The sequence below is a fragment of the Streptomyces sp. NPDC001135 genome (genome assembly GCF_053598395.1).
The window spans coordinates 562,436-578,371 of the sequence record NZ_JBSFKD010000001.1; the positions used below are offsets into that span (position 1 = coordinate 562,436).

At 73.2% G+C, this 15,936-nt stretch carries 13 protein-coding genes; 10 read left to right on the plus strand and 3 right to left on the minus strand.

The window, feature by feature from the left end:
- The first annotated feature begins 1 nt into the window (after position 1).
- Positions 2-1,177, plus strand: coding sequence for an imidazolonepropionase (gene hutI / locus ACWC94_RS02730; protein ID WP_450794529.1), 1,176 nt, complete (start codon positions 2-4; stop codon positions 1,175-1,177).
- 15 nt (positions 1,178-1,192) lie between these two features.
- Here the strand turns inward: hutI and ACWC94_RS02735 are convergent, their stop codons facing one another.
- On the minus strand, positions 1,193-2,773 hold the full coding sequence (locus tag ACWC94_RS02735) for a ricin-type beta-trefoil lectin domain protein (RefSeq protein WP_450794530.1): 1,581 nt from the start codon (positions 2,771-2,773) through the stop codon (positions 1,193-1,195).
- 302 nt (positions 2,774-3,075) lie between these two features.
- Positions 3,076-3,972, minus strand: coding sequence for an RNA polymerase sigma factor SigF (locus ACWC94_RS02740; protein WP_450794531.1), 897 nt, complete (start codon positions 3,970-3,972; stop codon positions 3,076-3,078).
- Between the two features lie 244 nt (positions 3,973-4,216).
- Here ACWC94_RS02740 and ACWC94_RS02745 point away from each other — a divergent pair, with 244 nt between their 5' ends.
- The 7 genes from ACWC94_RS02745 (at position 4,217) to ACWC94_RS02775 (ending at position 11,867) form a co-directional block, all read left to right on the plus strand.
- The gene (locus tag ACWC94_RS02745) at positions 4,217-4,594 is read left to right on the plus strand and encodes an STAS domain-containing protein (protein ID WP_450794532.1); all 378 of its coding nucleotides are present in this window, start codon (positions 4,217-4,219) and stop codon (positions 4,592-4,594) included.
- Positions 4,595-4,909: 315 nt separating this feature from the next.
- Positions 4,910-5,470, plus strand: coding sequence for an ATP-binding protein (locus ACWC94_RS02750; protein ID WP_450794533.1), 561 nt, complete (start codon positions 4,910-4,912; stop codon positions 5,468-5,470).
- Between the two features lie 339 nt (positions 5,471-5,809).
- A complete protein-coding gene (serS, locus tag ACWC94_RS02755) occupies positions 5,810-7,093 on the plus strand; it encodes a serine--tRNA ligase (protein ID WP_450794534.1) in 1,284 nt (427 codons plus the stop codon).
- A 210-nt stretch (positions 7,094-7,303) separates the two neighbouring features.
- A complete protein-coding gene (locus tag ACWC94_RS02760; RefSeq protein WP_450794535.1) occupies positions 7,304-8,002 on the plus strand; it encodes an LPXTG cell wall anchor domain-containing protein in 699 nt (232 codons plus the stop codon).
- A gap of 543 nt (positions 8,003-8,545) precedes the next feature.
- A complete protein-coding gene (locus ACWC94_RS02765) occupies positions 8,546-9,508 on the plus strand; it encodes a COG1470 family protein (RefSeq protein ID WP_450794536.1) in 963 nt (320 codons plus the stop codon).
- Positions 9,505-10,596 carry a hypothetical protein gene (locus tag ACWC94_RS02770; RefSeq protein ID WP_450794537.1) on the plus strand — a complete coding sequence of 364 codons (1,092 nt, stop codon included), beginning with the start codon at positions 9,505-9,507 and terminating at the stop codon, positions 10,594-10,596. The genes ACWC94_RS02765 and ACWC94_RS02770 overlap by 4 nt, the downstream gene beginning before the upstream one ends.
- Positions 10,593-11,867: a hypothetical protein gene (locus ACWC94_RS02775; RefSeq protein ID WP_450794538.1), complete on the plus strand. Its 1,275-nt coding sequence runs from the start codon at positions 10,593-10,595 to the stop codon at positions 11,865-11,867. Before ACWC94_RS02770 ends, ACWC94_RS02775 begins: the two co-directional genes overlap by 4 nt.
- A gap of 64 nt (positions 11,868-11,931) precedes the next feature.
- On the opposite strand, the gene ACWC94_RS02780 is transcribed toward ACWC94_RS02775, so the two are convergent.
- Positions 11,932-13,437, minus strand: coding sequence for a peptide MFS transporter (locus ACWC94_RS02780; RefSeq protein WP_450794539.1), 1,506 nt, complete (start codon positions 13,435-13,437; stop codon positions 11,932-11,934).
- Positions 13,438-13,932: 495 nt separating this feature from the next.
- Between ACWC94_RS02780 and ACWC94_RS02785 the strand changes: the two genes are divergently transcribed.
- On the plus strand, positions 13,933-14,610 hold the full coding sequence (locus ACWC94_RS02785; protein WP_020940464.1) for a response regulator transcription factor: 678 nt from the start codon (positions 13,933-13,935) through the stop codon (positions 14,608-14,610).
- A 40-nt stretch (positions 14,611-14,650) separates the two neighbouring features.
- Positions 14,651-15,922 carry an ATP-binding protein gene (locus tag ACWC94_RS02790; protein WP_450794540.1) on the plus strand — a complete coding sequence of 424 codons (1,272 nt, stop codon included), beginning with the start codon at positions 14,651-14,653 and terminating at the stop codon, positions 15,920-15,922.
- Positions 15,923-15,936: the final 14 nt, after the last annotated feature.

Below are 15,936 nucleotides of genomic sequence, written 5' to 3' on the forward strand. Positions count from 1 at the left end.
CATGAGCAGCAGCACCGTCATCACCAACATCGCCACGCTGGTCACCAACGACCCCTCCCTGGGTGACGGCTCCCCTCTCGGTCTGATCCAGGACGCGGCCGTCGTCATCGACGGCGACCGCGTCGCGTGGACCGGTGAATCCAGCAAAGCACCCGCCACTGACAACCGGGTCGACGCGGGCGGCCGGGCGGTGCTGCCGGGCTTCGTGGACTCGCACTCGCACCTGGTCTTCGCCGGGGACCGCACGCAGGAGTTCAACGCCCGCATGTCCGGCCGCTCGTACACGGCCGGCGGCATCCGCACCACGGTCGCGGCCACCCGCGCCGCGACGGACGCGGAACTGGAGGCGAACCTCACCCGTTACCTCGACGAGGCCCTGCGCCAGGGCACGACGACGTTCGAGACCAAGTCGGGCTACGGCCTGACCGTCGAGGACGAGTCCCGCGCCCTGCGCATCGCCGCGCAGCACACCGACGAGGTGACCTACCTCGGCGCGCACATCGTCTCCCCCGACTACGCCGACGACCCGGCCGCCTACGTCGCCCTGGTCACCGGCGAGATGCTGGACGCCTGCGCGCCGCACGCCCGCTGGATCGACGTGTTCTGCGAGAAGGGCGCCTTCGACGGAGACCAGGCCCGCGCGATCCTGACCGCCGGCAAGGCCAAGGGCCTGCACCCGCGCGTCCACGCCAACCAGCTCTCCTACGGCCCCGGCGTCCAGCTGGCCGTCGAGCTGGACGCGGCCAGCGCCGACCACTGCACCCACCTCACGGACGCGGACGTGGACGCCCTGGCGAACGGCAGCACGGTGGCCACGCTCCTGCCCGGCGCCGAGTTCTCCACCCGTGCCCAGTGGCCGGACGCGCGCCGCCTGCTGGACGCGGGCGTCACGGTCGCCCTGTCCACGGACTGCAACCCCGGCTCCTCCTTCACCTCCTCCGTGCCCTTCTGCATCGCGCTGGCCGTCCGCGACATGCGGATGACGCCCGACGAGGCGGTCTGGTCGGCCACGGCGGGCGGCGCGGCGGCCCTGCGCCGCACCGACGTCGGCCACCTCACCCCCGGCGCCTACGCGGACCTCACGCTCCTGGACGCCCCGAGCCACGTCCACCTGGCGTACCGCCCGGGTGTCCCGCTGGTGACCGGGGTGTGGCGGCGCGGGGTGCGGGTGGTGTGAGGGGCGGTCCGTCGTTCACCTCGCCCCGGCCCGCCACCGCTGGTCGCCGCTGCCGTCCAGCGGCTGCAGCACCACCCCGTACCGGCGGGCCGGGGTCACCGCCGTCTCGATGGCGATGTCCGGGCGGACCGTGCCGTCGGGGTCGATGGTGAAGCGCAGGTTGTCGCCGTTGTCGCCGTAGACCGCGTCGCACTCCCAGATGCCGACGCCCCGGTCCACCGAGCCCCGGCTGTCCAGGCAGAAGTGGTCGTCGGCTCCCGAGCGCAGCACGCCCAGGTAGGGGTCGAAGCGCCAGCGCTGGGTGCCGGCGGAGGAGCAGGGGGCGGTGACGACGTCGTTGCCCTCGGACAGGTCGCCGTCGCGGATGTCCAGGCAGCGGCCCGTCGCCAGGTTCACCACCTGGGCGAAGGAGGTGCCGGGGGGTGCGAAGGAGGGGGTCGGCCGGGGGGTGGTGGTGTGCCGGGGCGGCGGGGGTGTGGTCGCCGGGCGGACCGTACTCCGCGTCGCGGAAGGGGACTTCGAGGGAGACTTCGACGGGGGCTTCGTGGGGGAGGCCGTCGGGGACGGGGTGAGGGAGACCGTCGCCGTCACCGTCACCGGGGGAGGCGTGGGGGTGGCGGCCGTCGGCTGCTGGGCGTCGCCGTGCGCCGGGGTGAGCAGGAACACCAGCAGCGGGGTCAGGGCCACACCCAGGGCCGCCGAGGCCAGCAGGGCACGGCGCCCAGGCGGCCAGGCCGCCCGTACGGCAGGCGGACCGGGGACGGCCGGCGGCTCCTCGGCGCGCAGGTACGCCGTTCCGCGGAACGGCAGCAGGCCCTCCGCCAGGGTCTGCCGGGGCGCGTCCCGCAGGGCCCGCAGCTCCTCGAACGCGGCGGTGCAGTGCGGACAGCGGGCCATGTGGGCGTCCAGGTCGGCGCTGTGGCGCGGCCCGTCCGGCCGTACCGCCTCCTCGATCAGCCGCCGGAAGTCGGCGCAGCGCGGGTCGTCGGAGGCGGCGAGGCGTCGGCGCAGGCAGGCCTGGGACAGGGCCTTGAGGGCCTGCGGGCTGCCGTAGGCCACGTCCGCGCGGTTCAGCCCGAGCAGGGCGGCGGTCCGCTCCTGCGGCTCCTCCTCCAGTACGCCGTACCAGATCAGGCCCTGGGTGCGGGACGGCAGCGACTGGAAGGCGGGGAGGAGGGACGGGGTGGGGCCGTCGGGGAGGCCGGACGTGTTCAGGACGAGCAGCAGTCCGGGGTCGACGCCGGCGGAGCGCTCGTCGCGGGCCCAGCCGGCCGCCAGCCCGGCGGCCAGCAGCAGGAGCCGGTGGCGCAGCGGAACGGCCGGCTCGACCCCTCGGGCCGTCTCCCGGGCCGCCGCGGTGACGGCCTCGGCCGCCAGCCGGCGGGCGGCGGACTCGCTCGCGGCGCACAGCCGGGCGTAGGCCAGCACCGCCGGGTGGTGCCGGCGGCGCAGTTCCTGCAGCGCGGGGTACGCCGTCGCGGCGGGGGAGCGCAGCAGTTCGGTCAGCCGGGCGTCGGGTACGTGCTCGTACTCCCCGCCCGCCTCGGTCCCGCCCGCGTCGGTCCCGTCCGTTGCGGCCCCGTCCCCCTGAGCCATCGTCCCGCCTCCTCGCACCACCGGGCGGCCGCGCCGTTACGGCCCCGGTCCGGCCTACCGGGCCGGCATGGGGGGCCATAGTGGTCGAGGGGGACGGCCGGGAAAAGAGGTTTCCGCGGGTAACCGCATAACGGTTGGGACGCCGGGGCGAGTTGGCCCCCAAGGGGGGCGGAAATCCGGGAATGGCCGCACGGACCGTGGATACCCGCGCACCCGGCGAGGTGGGCCACGGCACACACGCGGAAGCGGCCCGGCACCGACGGCCGGGCCGCTCCGGTGGTGTCACCGCGGCCGGGGGCCGGTCACTCCTCGAGCGTCAGCCCCTTGCGCAGCCGTACCAGCGTGCGCGACAGCAGCCGGGAGACGTGCATCTGGGAGATGCCGAGCTCCTCACCGATCTCCGACTGGGTCATGTTCGCGACGAAACGCAGGGAGAGGATCTTCCGGTCCCGTTGCGGGAGCCCGGCGATCAGCGGCTTGAGCGACTCGATGTACTCGATGCCCTCGAGGCCGTGGTCCTCGTACCCGATGCGGTCCGCGAGCGCGCCCTCCGTATCGTCCTCCTCGGGCTGGGCGTCCAGCGAGGAGGCGGTGTAGGCGTTCGAGGCGGCCATGCCCTCGACGACCTGGTCGGTGGAGATGCCGAGCTGCTCGGCCAGTTCCGCGACCGTCGGCGCGCGGTCCAGCCGCTGCGCCAGTTCGTCCCCGGCCTTGGCCAGGTCCAGGCGCAGCTCCTGCAGTCTGCGCGGCACGCGCACGGACCACGAGGTGTCGCGGAAGAAACGCTTGATCTCGCCGATGATGGTCGGCATCGCGAAGGTGGGGAACTCCACCCCGCGGGCCAGTTCGAAGCGGTCGATCGCCTTGATCAGGCCGATGGTGCCGACCTGGATGATGTCCTCCATCGGCTCGCTGCGGGAGCGGAAGCGGGAGGCGGCGAACTTGACGAGCGCGAGGTTCAGCTCGACGAGGGTGTTGCGGACGTACGCGTACTCGTGCGTCCCTTCCTCCAGCGACTCGAGGCGCTCGAAGAGGGTCTTGGACAGGGCCCGCGCGTCGACCGGGCCGATCTCGTCGTACGGGGGGATCTCCGGGAGTCCCTCGAAGGTGTCGAGGGCGTCGATGGGATGATCCAGTTGTTCCGGTGGGGGTGTCGACGTCGCGACCGGGGTATGCGATGCGTCGAGCCGGGGTGACATGGTGTCCTCCATCGTTCTCGGCATATGGCTGCCGAAGCCAGTGCGTGCACAGCGGTGTGCGGCGCCTCCAAAGCCGGCTGTAGCGGTAGGTGTCCTACTAGCCCTACCCGCTTCACCGAGGCGATCGCAAGTGCGTTCTGTTCAGGTATGTCCGATTCTGTGAGGTTCTTCGGGTGCCGGAGTGTGCAGGGAAGGCGTAATGTTCGACAGCAGTCAGCGTCCACGACCTCGGGAGAGAGACGGCATGGACCACGGGACGGTCGGCAGCGCACAGTCGGGCCGGCTTCTGGTGGAGGTGCGGGAAGAGGGCTCCAGCGCCGTTGTGACACCGGCGGGTGAGCTCGATCACCACACCGCCGATCTTCTGCGTGAGCCCCTCGACGACCTCCTGGACAAGGGCTTCTCGCGCCTCGTCGTGGACTGCACACGCCTGGAGTTCTGCGACTCCACGGGCCTGAACGTCCTGCTCGGCGCCCGGCTGAAGGCGGAGGCCGCCGGTGGCGGGGTCCATCTGGCCGGGATGCAGCCGGTGGTCGCCCGGGTGTTCGAGATCACCGGGGCCGAGGCGGTCTTCACCGTGCACGACTCCGTGGAGGCGGCCCTGGTCGACGGCGCCGGCTGAGCCCGCCGTCCCCGCCCTCCCGTGTCCGCCGGCCCCCGGGCGTTGCGTTCGCCACGCCGAAGACGGGGGTGTCGCGCCGGATCGGCCGGGCAGGAGTGGGCAGGAGAAGCGGGAGACCCCCGACGACCGCCGGCCCCCGGACCGCCCAGGGACCGGCGAAACGACTGAACGGGACGCACGTGCGACGAACGGGTGAGCAGGACCCCGCGAGCGGACGCCGGGCGGATGACGGGCGGACGACGTACGGACCGGCCGGCACGGACTGGTGCCGGCCTTTTGAATCGTGAACTGGTGAATCGGTGAGGTGAAGCGCTGATGAGCACCACCCGGCCTTACTCGCCGGGCGACCGCGGCCCGGAGCCCAGCGGCGCTTCCGGGGCGTCCGAGGAGGGTGCGCCGACCACAGGCGTGCCCACGGGGGCAGCCGCGCCGCCCGGAACCGCCGGCGGCACTCGGGCCACCGGCGGGCCACAGGTCCGCAGACTCGGCCTGCGCGGCGAGAGCGGGGTCGTCCCGCTCGCCCGCGACTTCGCCCGCCAGGCGCTGTACGCGTGGGGCTGGCTGCCCGCCGCCGGCGCCGACCAGCGGGCCGCCGCCGAGGACGTGCTGCTCGTCGTCTCCGAACTGGTCACCAACGCCTGCCTGCATGCCGAGGGGCCCGACGAAGTGCTGTTGGCCTGCGACAACAAGGTGATCCGGGTGGAGGTCTCGGACCGCGGCACCGGCCAGCCGGCACCCCGCACCCCGCACCGCGCCGGCCGCCCCGGCGGCCACGGCATGTTCATCGTGCAGCGGCTGTGCCTGGACTGGGGTGTCGTCCGCGCGGCGGGCCGGCCGGGCAAGACGGTGTGGGCGGAGCTGGGCGCACCGGCGTAGGCCGTCGGGTCCCGTGCGCACGGGGCGCGTGGAAATTCGGTTTCCGCCGGGTACGGCACCGCCTACGCTGGGCGCAACGCGCTGACGGAGACGAGTAGCCCGGGGCCGGCGAGCCGAGAGAGCCGCCACCCGCTGTGAAGGCGGCCTCGCACCCCGGAGTGAATCCCCTCCCGAGTGCGGGGAGGAAATGCCCCGCCGGCCGGCCCCCGTCATCGGGCCCGACGAGGCCGTCGCAGGACGGTGAAGGCGTGGTGGCACCGCGAGCACCCTCTCGCCCACGCCCCGAGGGAACCGACCCGGGGCGGACCGTGCCGCCCCGCCGCACAGTTGGGCAGCGCCATGCTTGACATCACCCTCATCCGGCAGCACCCCGAACGCGTCCGCGAAGGCCTGGTCAAACGCGGCCTGGACGTGGACCTCGACACCTTCCTCGCCCTCGACGAACGGCTGCGCGAGGCCCGTACGGCCCTGGAGCGGCTGCGCGGCGAACGGCGCCGCGTCTCGGCGGACGTCGCGGCCCGGCGCCGGGCGGGCGAGCCGGCGGACGAACCGCTCGCCCGGGCCGCGGAACTGGCCGACCGGGTCGCGGAGGCGACCGCCGCGCACGGCCGGCTGGACGCCGAACACCGCGCGTTCCTCGACGGCCTGCCGAACCTCCCCGACCCGGACGTGCCCGCGGGCGGCAAGGAACACAACGAGGTCGTCCGCACCGAGGGCACCCGCCCCGAGTTCGGCTTCCCGCCCCTGGACCACGTGCGGCTCACCCAGGACCTCGGCCTGGTCGACCACCGGCGCGGCGCCGCGCTCGCCGGCAGCGGGCACTGGGTCTACCGGGGCGAGGGCGCCGCCCTGGAATGGGCTCTGCTCAACCACTTCCTGGACGGCCACCGCCGGGCGGGCTACACCTTCGTGCTGCCGCCCCACCTGCTGACCTGGCAGGCCGGCTACACGGCGGGCCAGTTCCCCAAGTTCGCCGACGACGTCTTCGTCACGGACCACGCGCCCGACGGCCGTCCCGAGCGGTTCCTGCTGCCCACCGCCGAGACGGCGCTCGCCGCCCTGCACCACGGCGAGACCCTGGACGAGCGCGAGCTGCCCCTCAAGTACGTGGCCTACACGCCCTGTTACCGCAAGGAGGCCGGCGGCTACCGCACCGCCGAGCGGGGCACCCTGCGCGGCCACCAGTTCAACAAGGTCGAACTGTTCCAGCTCACCCGGCCCGCCGACTCGGACGCGGCCCAGCGCGAACTGCTCGCCCGCGCGGAGGAGGCGGTCGCCGGTCTGGGCCTGCACTACCGCGTCACCCGGCTCGCCGCCGGGGACACCAGCGCCGCCCAGGCCGGCACGTACGACGTCGAGGTCTGGCTGCCCAGCCTGGGCGCCTACGCGGAGGTCAGCTCGGTGTCGAACGCCCGCGACTACCAGGCCCGGCGCGGCGGCATCCGGTACCGCCCGGCCGGCGGCGGCAAAGCGGCGTACGTCCACACCCTGAACGCCTCGGGCCTGGCCACCAGCCGTCTGGTGCCGGCCCTGCTGGAACAGCACCAGCGGCCCGACGGCACCGTCGCCGTGCCCGAGGTGCTGCGGCGCTGGGGCCTGCCGGAGGTGCTGCGCCGGCCGTGAGGGCAAGGGCCCGGAAGGCCGTGAGGTCCGGGCCCACCCTCCACTCCAGCCACCCGTCACACACGCCGGATCGCCACAACTCCGGCGTGTGATGCGTCTTCCCTCCTCACGACGCCGGGCGTACCTTGACGGCCGAATCTGATGTGTCGTCAGGAACGCTGTCCGGAACCGTCATCGGGAATCATCGGGAATGAATGGGGTGGACCGACCGTGTCGTACCCGAAACGAACCGCCGCGCTCGCGTCCGCCGCGGCCCTGGCCGGCTCGGCGGTGCTGCTGTCCGCGCCGGCCGCCCACGCCGACGTGGTCGACGTCGACTACCGCTGTCACACCCCGATCGGCGTCAAGAGCGCCGTCTCGCCCATCGACATCACGGGCGTCAGGAGCGGCAGCGGATACAGGATCACCATGACCTGGCAGAAGGGTGTCTCCTCCAGTCCGGTCGAGCTGGGCAAGGGCGCGATGAGCCCGAGCGCCACCATCGGGGTGGGCGGCGCCGACACCGGCACCCTCGCGGTCAGCGGGCCCCCGAACGCGGCCGCGATCCCCGCCAACACACCCATCAGGATCAGTGACTTGAGCGGGACGTACACGCCGAAGAAGACCGGCAAGGTCACCTTCACGCCGGGCACGCTCGTCATCAAGGCGCTCGGTACGACGACGACCTGCACGCCGACCAACAGCCCCGGACCGGGCCTGACCCTGGACGTGACCGCAGCCGGCGGCTCCTCGTCCTCGTCTTCGTCTTCGTCCTCGGCTTCCGGTGGCTCCTCCTCCGGCGGACAGCTCCCGCAGACCGGCCCCGGGGACTCGGCCGTCGCCCTCGGCACACTCGGCGGCACGGTGCTCCTCGCCGGCACGGCGGGCGCGCTCTGGCTGACCCGGCGGGGGCAGACCGTACGGCGTTGATGTGCGGGGCCGACGCCATGGGGCGGCCGGGGCGGCTTCGGGACCGACGGTGGGTACGGCGTGACCTTCGGCCCGACGACGCCGGAGCCGGGCCTCGCCGCCCCCGGCCCCGCCGAGCCCCACGGAACCCACGCCCGCCGAATCCGGGCCCGCTGAACCGAGAGCCGCTGCGTCCGAGCCGCGCCGGGTCCCGCCCGCCGAAGCACGACCCCTGAACCAAGCCCCGCTGAGCGCACGCCCCGCCGAACCCCGCCCCGCCGAGCCCACGCCCTGCCGAACCCGGCCCCGTCGAGCGCACGCCCTGCCGAACCCGCCCCGCCGAACCCGGACCCGCCGAACCCGCCCCGCCGAACCCCGCCCCGCCGTACCTGGCCCCGTCGAGCGCACGCCCTGCCGAACCCGCCCCGCCGAACCCCGCCCTGTTGAACCCTGCCCTGCCGAACCTGGACCCCCGTACCCGGAGCCGCCGAGCGCACGCCCCGTTGGACCGAGGTCCCATTCGACCCGAGGACCCACCGCATCCTGGGCCCGCTGGAGCCGCCCATGCCGTCCGCCGCCCGCGCCCTGAACCGCCACCGGCGCCTGTCCCGGGCCCGCGCCCTGCTCCAGGCCTGCGCCGTCCTGCCCGCGGCCCTGTGTCTGGGTGCCGCGCCCCGGGCCCCGGCCGCCGGGGGCTGGTCCGTCGGGCCCGGGGGCGGTGGCCGCCCGTCCTTCTACGCCGAGGGCACGCCGGGGACGGTCCTGCAGGACACGGTGTCCGTCATCAATCGCGGACGGGTGCCGGTCGTCGTACGGCTGTCCGGCACCGGCCTGCGGACCGTCTTCGCCGCGAAGGCCGGGACAGGGATCCGCGTTCCGGCCCGCACCCGCGCCGAGGTGCCGTTCACGGTGACCGTGCCGGCCGGGGCGGCGCCCGGCGACCGCTCCGGTGCCGTCGTCGCGCGGGACACGCGGGGGCGTACGGCGACCGTCCCGGTCCGGCTGCGCGTGGGCGGCCCCGCGCTCGCCGCGCTGACCGTCGAGCACCTGGCCGTACGCGCCGACCGCATCACGTACGAGCTGGTCAACCGTGGTACGACCGTCCTCGTGCCGAGGGTCGCCGTGCGTGCCGACGGCGTCCTCGGCCGGGTCCTGGACCGCGCACCCCGCACGCTCCCCGTCCGCCTGCGCCCGGGTGCGCGCCTGAGGCTCACCGAGCTCTGGCCCGACCGGCCCACGCTGGACGCCGTCGACGTACGGCTGACGGTCACGGCCCCGGGCGGCGCCCACGACACGGCGACCGCGACCGCACGCTTCGTGCCGTGGCCGGCGCCGGCGGCCACGGGCGGCGCCCTGCTGCTGACCACGGCCGTACTGCTCGCCGCACACCGGCACCGACGCCGTGCGCCGTCCGGCGGCCCGGACCACCCGGCAACCGGTGCCCCGGTGGCCGCGAGGGGCGGCGGTGAGCCGGTCGGCGGGGGCGGGCCTCGCGGTGGTGTGCCGGCGGAAGGGGTGGGGAAGTGAGCGGGAACGCACGGGCTCTGCGGCTGTCGGTGTGGGCGGTGGTGCTCGCGCTGTTCGTGGTGCCGTTCTCCGGGCGGGCGGCGGTCGCGGCGGACGGGCCGGTGGTGAAGCTGTCGGCGTCGCAGGGGGGTGCCGGGGGAGCGGTCACCGTCAGCGGCAGCGGCTGGCGGTCGCACACGTTGCTGATGCTGCTGGTGTGCGGGCGGGCCACACCGTCCCGGGGTGTCATCGGCGGTACCAACTCCTGCGCCAACGGCGACGGCCGCGCCGTGACCACCGACGCCCGGGGCGCCTTCAGCCGGGGACTCCCGGTCGCCGAACCGCCCGTGCCCTGCCCCTGTGTGGTGCACGTGGCCACCGTCACCGGCACCGGGGCGCAGGCGGACGCCGTCCTGCGGGTCGCCGGGCACCCCGTCGCCCCGCTGCCCGCCGAACCGTCCGGGGGCCGGCTGGCGATCCTGTCCGACACCCGGCTGACGGGGTCGAGCGGACCGCTCACCTGGTTCGGGGCACCGCCGAGCCGCACCCTGGTCCTCACCGTCGGCAACACCGGCACGAGCGCGGTCAAGGACCCCGTCTTCCAGGTCGGTTCCGCGCACGGCGTCTTCGCCCCGCAGTGGGACGACCGGCAGTGGCAGGGCACCCTGGAGCCCGGCGAACGCGCCGAGGTCAGGCTGCCGGTCGAGCTGTCCGCCGGGGCGCACGGCGACTACACCGTGTCCCTGAAGTACGACGGCAAGGTCCTCGCCGAACAGCCGTGGGGCGTGGGCCGCCCCTGGGGCGTGACGCTGTTCTGGATCCTGCTCAGCCTGGTGGTCCCGGCCGCCCTGTTCCGCATCGGCATGGCCGTGGTGGACCGGGTACGGCCGCGCCGTCCGGGCGGTTCCCGCCGCGGCGGCCACCGGCTGCTGTCCCGGCCCGCCCTGCGGCTGCCGCGCTCCCGCACCCCCGAACCGCCCCCCACGAACCCGGCCCTGCCGTGGTTCACCCCGGGCTCCGTCCCGGGCGACCCGGCCGGCCGGCTCTCCGCACCGCACTCCGACAGCCCGTCGAGTCCTACGACTCCCACCACGAAAGGACCCACGTGAGCATCCGAAGGAGAGGTACGGCCGCGGGCGCCGCGCTGGCGCTGAGCGGTGCGGGCGTCCTGTTGGGCCTCGCCGCGAGCCCCGCGCAGGCGGCCGAGGTGGCCTACGCCACTCACTGTGTGCCGCCGGCGGGCATCAGCCCCGTCGACGGCACCACGAAGGTCGAGATCACCGCGCCGGCCACGGCGAAGGTCGGTGACACCGTGGACGTCGTCTGGAAGTTCGTCCAGGCCGCGTCCAAGAACCCCGACATCATCGACCTGCCCGCCAACTCGGTCCAGCCGTCCGGCGTGCTCAAGGCGGCCGGCGCGCAGACCGCCGACCTCGCGATGCAGGGGACGCGCACGAACCCCGCGATCCCCAAGGGCGGCGACATGGTGCTGTCCGACATGAAGGGCCGTCTGAAGCTGACGTCGGCCGGCGCGGTGACGCTGACGCCGGACGCGTACACCGTCAACGCGATGTCGACGGACACCACGTGCACGCCGAAGGAGACCGTGCAGAAGGCGGCGACGATCCAGGTGACGGGCGGCGGCACGTCCGGCACCACGCCGACCCAGTCGACGACACCGACGCGGTCGAGCACCCCCACCCGCTCGGCCACCCCCACGGCCACCGCGACCGGCGGCAGCGGACAGAGCGACTTCACCGGCAAGGAGGTGCAGGTCCCCTACGCCTGCAAGACACCGATCGGCGACAAGAACGCGACCTCGCCGGTGCAGATCAACGCGAAGCGGAACGGCGGGAACTTCGACCTCACCGTGCAGTTCAAGAAGTCGGTGATGAACAGCCCCGCCGACATCCCGAAGGACTCCGTGAAGCCGTCCATGGAGGTGGTGCTGGGCGGCGCCGACAAGGGCACCGTGCATGTGGAGGGGCCGGCCAACGCGGCCCCCATCAGGTCCGGCCAGCCGATCGACATCCCCGACCTCACCGGCACCTACAAGCCCGGCGCGAGCGGCAGTTCGACGCTGTCCCCGGGTGTCCTGACGGTCAAGGCACTCGGCACGACCACGACGTGCACCCCGACCAGGACGGAGGTCTCGCTCACCCTGGACACGAGCCGGCAGCCGGGGGGCTCGTCCGGCGGCACGTCCACCTCCGGCGGCTCGACCGGCGCGAGCAGCGGCAGCGGCAGCGGCTCCGGCGGCCTCGCCGAGACCGGCGCGAGCGACCACGGCGCCCTGAAGGCGCTGGGCCTGGTGGCGGGCACCGCGATCCTCCTGGGCGGTGCGGTCTTCACGTTCCTGCCGGGACGCAGGACACGCTAGTTCCGGGCGTACGCGAGAGGGCCACCGCGTCCAAAGACGCGGTGGCCCTCTTCGGCGGGTTACGTCAGTGGACGTCGCCCATCAGCTTGTTGACCTTCTTGCGGTACATCCACACCGCCAGACCGGCGATCACGGCGAGCACCGCCTCCAGGCCGACGTAGCCCATCTTGTCGAGGTTGACCCCGCCGACGGCCGGGTTCGACATCAGCGCGGTGAGCGAGTCGCCCGCGGTGACGGCGAGGAACCAGACGCCCATCATCTGCGAGGCGTACTTCGCCGGCGCCATCTTCGTCGTCACGGACAGGCCCACCGGAGACAGCGTCAGCTCACCGATGGTCTGCACGAAGTAGATCGCGACCAGCCACATCGCCGCGGCCTTGTGACCGCCCTCGGCGATCGACAGCGGGGCGAGGAAGACGAAGAAGGACACACCGATCAGCACGAGGCCGGAGGCGAACTTCACGATCGTGCTGGGCTCCTGGCCGCGCCGGTTCAGCCACAGCCACAGCCAGGCGAAGACGGGCGCCAGAGCCATGATCATGACGGGGTTGACCGACTGGTACCAGGAGACCGGGAACTCCCAGCCGAAGATGGAGTTCTTGGCGCTCTTCTCGGCGAACAGCGACAGGGTCGAACCACCCTGGTCGTAGATCATCCAGAACACCGCGGCGGCGACGAAGAACCAGATGTACGCCCGGACCTTCGACTTCTCGGCCGAGTTCAGGTCCTTGTCGCGCAGCATCCGGGCGATGACCAGGATGGGCACGATCAGACCGACGATGGTCAGCGGGATCAGCGCCCAGTTCAGGGTGAAGTGACCGGTGCCGCCGACGACGCCGTAGAAGACCGCGGCGACGGCCAGCCAGATCAGGCCCTTGCGCAGGGTGACGGACTTCTCGTCGGCCGTCAGCGGGGTGGGGACCTCGCTGCTCTTCGCGCTCAGGTGGCGGCCGCCCAGCAGGTACTGGGCCAGACCCAGCGCCATGCCGAGCGCGGCGAGGGCGAAGCCCAGGTGCCAGTTGACGTTCTCACCGACGGTGCCGATGACCAGCGGCGCGACGAAGGCACCGGCGTTGATGCCGATGTAGAAGAGCGTGAAGCCACCGTCGCGGCGCGGGTCCTCCGGACCCTTGTAGAGGTGGCCGACCATCGTGGAGATGTTGGCCTTCAGCAGACCCGAACCGATGGCGACGAGGCCCAGGCCGACGAAGAAGCTGGCGGCCACGGGCAGCGCGAGGCACAGGTGGCCGAGCATGATGATCAGGCCCGCGACGGCGACCGTCTTGCGGGGGCCGAGCACGCGGTCGGCGAACCAGCCGCCGGGGAGGGCGAGCAGGTACACGAGCGACACGTACACCGAGTAGATCGCGGTCGCCGTGCCCGCGTTCAGGTGCAGGCCACCCGGGGCCACCAGGTACAGCGGGAGCAGGGCCCTCATGCCGTAGTAGGAGAACCGCTCCCACATCTCGGTCATGAAGAGAGTGGCCAGGCCGCGGGGGTGGCCGAAGAAGGTCTTCTCGGAACCGGGGGTGCCCGGGCGGACCGAGTCCTTCGTCAGGCTGGACGCCATGGTCGTTCCTTGCTGGTCGGGACGCGCTTTCTGGAGCGTTGCGCGCCCGGTGGGGGTGCGGCCGGCACCGGCCGGGTCGGTCGTCCACCCCCAACGCCCAGGGGGAGCCCGTTCCCGGATCGCGGAAGCGGCGGACGGCGACCACCGGGATCCACGCCCCGACGCGACGATGCGTCCGGAGCCCGGCCAGAGGTCATTCCTTTCAAGGCTGATCTTGATCAGCCCGCACACAAAAGAGACCCTCAGCGTCATGTGCTCGCCAAAGGTCCCCGGTGTACTACAGGCGTTCAGGTCACCATACGGCAGGACACTGCCGGATATGGAAGGACTTGAGACCGGGATCACAGGTGTCGGGGGAACCGCACTCCGGGATTCGAAGGTCTCTCCTACGATCGCATCCCCGGACCAATGGTTCGTACCAGCGGCGCACGAAGGTAAGAGTCCGCGGAAGCGATCACACCCCAGCACCGTGCGCGGGCGGTCTACCATCACTGCATGACCCGTGTACTGCTCGCCGAGGACGACGCGTCCATCTCGGAGCCGCTGGCCCGCGCCCTGCGCCGCGAAGGTTACGAGGTCGAGGTGCGCGAGGACGGACCCACCGCACTCGACGCCGGAATGCAGGGCGGTGTCGACCTGGTCGTACTGGACCTGGGCCTGCCGGGCATGGACGGCCTGGAGGTCGCCCGCCGGCTGCGGGCCGACGGCCACACCGTGCCGATCCTCATCCTGACCGCGCGGGCCGACGAGGTGGACACCGTCGTCGGCCTGGACGCGGGCGCCGACGACTACGTCACCAAGCCCTTCCGGCTCGCCGAACTGCTCGCCCGGGTACGGGCGCTCCTGCGGCGCGGTGCCGCCGAGCCGCAGCAGCCGCCGGCCACGCACGGGGTGCGGATCGACGTCGAGTCGCACCGGGCGTGGATGGGCGACGAGGAACTGCAGCTCACCGCCAAGGAGTTCGACCTGCTGCGGGTGCTGGTGCGGGATGCCGGCCGGGTCGTCACCCGCGACCAGCTGATGCGCGAGGTCTGGGACACCACGTGGTGGTCGTCCACCAAGACCCTGGACATGCACATCTCCTGGCTGCGCAAGAAGCTCGGCGACGACGCGGCGAACCCGCGCTACATCGCCACCGTACGAGGCGTGGGCTTCCGCTTCGAGAAGAGCTGAGCCCCTGCCGGGACCCAGCGATCACCTCAGGTAACGGAACATGCGCCGACGTCTCATCCAGTCCACCCTCGCCGTCGTCCTCGTGGTGATCGCCGTCTTCGGCATCTCCCTGGTGATCGTCGAGACCCGGACGATCAGCAACAGCGCCCAGGAGCGGGTGGAGTCCGAGGCGGTGCGGCTGGCCAGCATCGTGGACAGCCGGATCCTCGCCGCCGAGAACGTCAACGCGGACGTGCTGCGCAACCCGGTCAGCAAGGACCAGTACGCGGTGATCCGCATGCCCGGCAGGCCGCCGATAGAGATCGGCACCCAGCCGCGGGGCGATGTCATCAGCGCCTCGCAGACGGGCGAGGAGGGCGAGCGGGTCACCGTGCAGGAGCCCCGCTCCGCGGTGACCCGTGAGGTCGGCCGGACCCTGCTGATCATCGCGCTGGTGGCGCTGCTCGCGGTCGTCGCCGCCGTCCTGCTCGCCGTACGGCAGGCCAACCGGCTCGCCTCCCCGCTGACCGACCTCGCCGAGACCGCCGAACGGCTCGGCTCCGGCGACCCGCGCCCGAGGCACAAGCGGTACGGCGTGCCCGAGCTGGACCGGGTCGCCGATGTCCTGGACTCCTCCGCCGAGCGGATCGGGCGCATGCTGACCGCCGAGCGGCGTCTCGCGGCCGACGCCTCCCACCAGCTGCGCACCCCGCTGACCGCGCTGTCCATGCGCCTGGAGGAGATCACCCTCACCGACGACCCGGACACCGTGAAGGAGGAGGCGAACGTCGCGCTCACCCAGGTCGAGCGGCTCACGGACGTGGTCGAGCGGCTGCTGACCAACTCCCGCGACCCGCGCACCGGCTCCGCCGTCACCTTCGACCTGGACGAGGTCATCCAGCAGCAGCTCGCCGAGTGGCGGCCCGCCTACCGCAGCGCCGGCCGGGCCATCGTCAGCTCCGGCAAGCGGCATCTGCAGGCCGTCGGCACGCCCGGTGCGGTCGCCCAGGTGCTGGCCGCGCTGATCGAGAACTCCCTCATGCACGGCGGCGGCACGGTCGCGCTGCGCACGCGGGTCACCGGCAACCAGGCCGTGGTCGAGGTCACGGACGAGGGCCCCGGCGTCCCGGCCGACCTCGGCGCGCGCATCTTCGAGCGGACGATCAGCGGACGCAACTCCACGGGGATCGGCCTGGCCGTCGCCCGCGACCTGGCGGAGGCCGACGGGGGGCGCCTGGAGTTGCTCCAGGCGCAGCCGCCGGTCTTCGGGCTGTTCCTGTCGCGTACGCCGCCGGCCCGCAAGGCGGACGAGGACCTGCCGACCGTGCGCTAGCGCGCCGCTTCGGG

Bases quoted from the DNA above. Each gene is read 5' to 3' on its own strand.
- hutI (WP_450794529.1), top strand. From the start codon at position 2: ATGAGCAGCAGCACCGTCATCACCAACATCGCCACGCTGGTCACCAAC.
- ACWC94_RS02735 (WP_450794530.1), bottom strand. From the start codon at position 2,773: ATGGCTCAGGGGGACGGGGCCGCAACGGACGGGACCGACGCGGGCGGG.
- ACWC94_RS02740 (WP_450794531.1), bottom strand. From the start codon at position 3,972: ATGTCACCCCGGCTCGACGCATCGCATACCCCGGTCGCGACGTCGACA.
- ACWC94_RS02745 (WP_450794532.1), top strand. From the start codon at position 4,217: ATGGACCACGGGACGGTCGGCAGCGCACAGTCGGGCCGGCTTCTGGTG.
- ACWC94_RS02750 (WP_450794533.1), top strand. From the start codon at position 4,910: ATGAGCACCACCCGGCCTTACTCGCCGGGCGACCGCGGCCCGGAGCCC.
- serS (WP_450794534.1), top strand. From the start codon at position 5,810: ATGCTTGACATCACCCTCATCCGGCAGCACCCCGAACGCGTCCGCGAA.
- ACWC94_RS02765 (WP_450794536.1), top strand. From the start codon at position 8,546: ATGCCGTCCGCCGCCCGCGCCCTGAACCGCCACCGGCGCCTGTCCCGG.
- ACWC94_RS02780 (WP_450794539.1), bottom strand. From the start codon at position 13,437: ATGGCGTCCAGCCTGACGAAGGACTCGGTCCGCCCGGGCACCCCCGGT.
- ACWC94_RS02785 (WP_020940464.1), top strand. From the start codon at position 13,933: ATGACCCGTGTACTGCTCGCCGAGGACGACGCGTCCATCTCGGAGCCG.
- ACWC94_RS02790 (WP_450794540.1), top strand. From the start codon at position 14,651: ATGCGCCGACGTCTCATCCAGTCCACCCTCGCCGTCGTCCTCGTGGTG.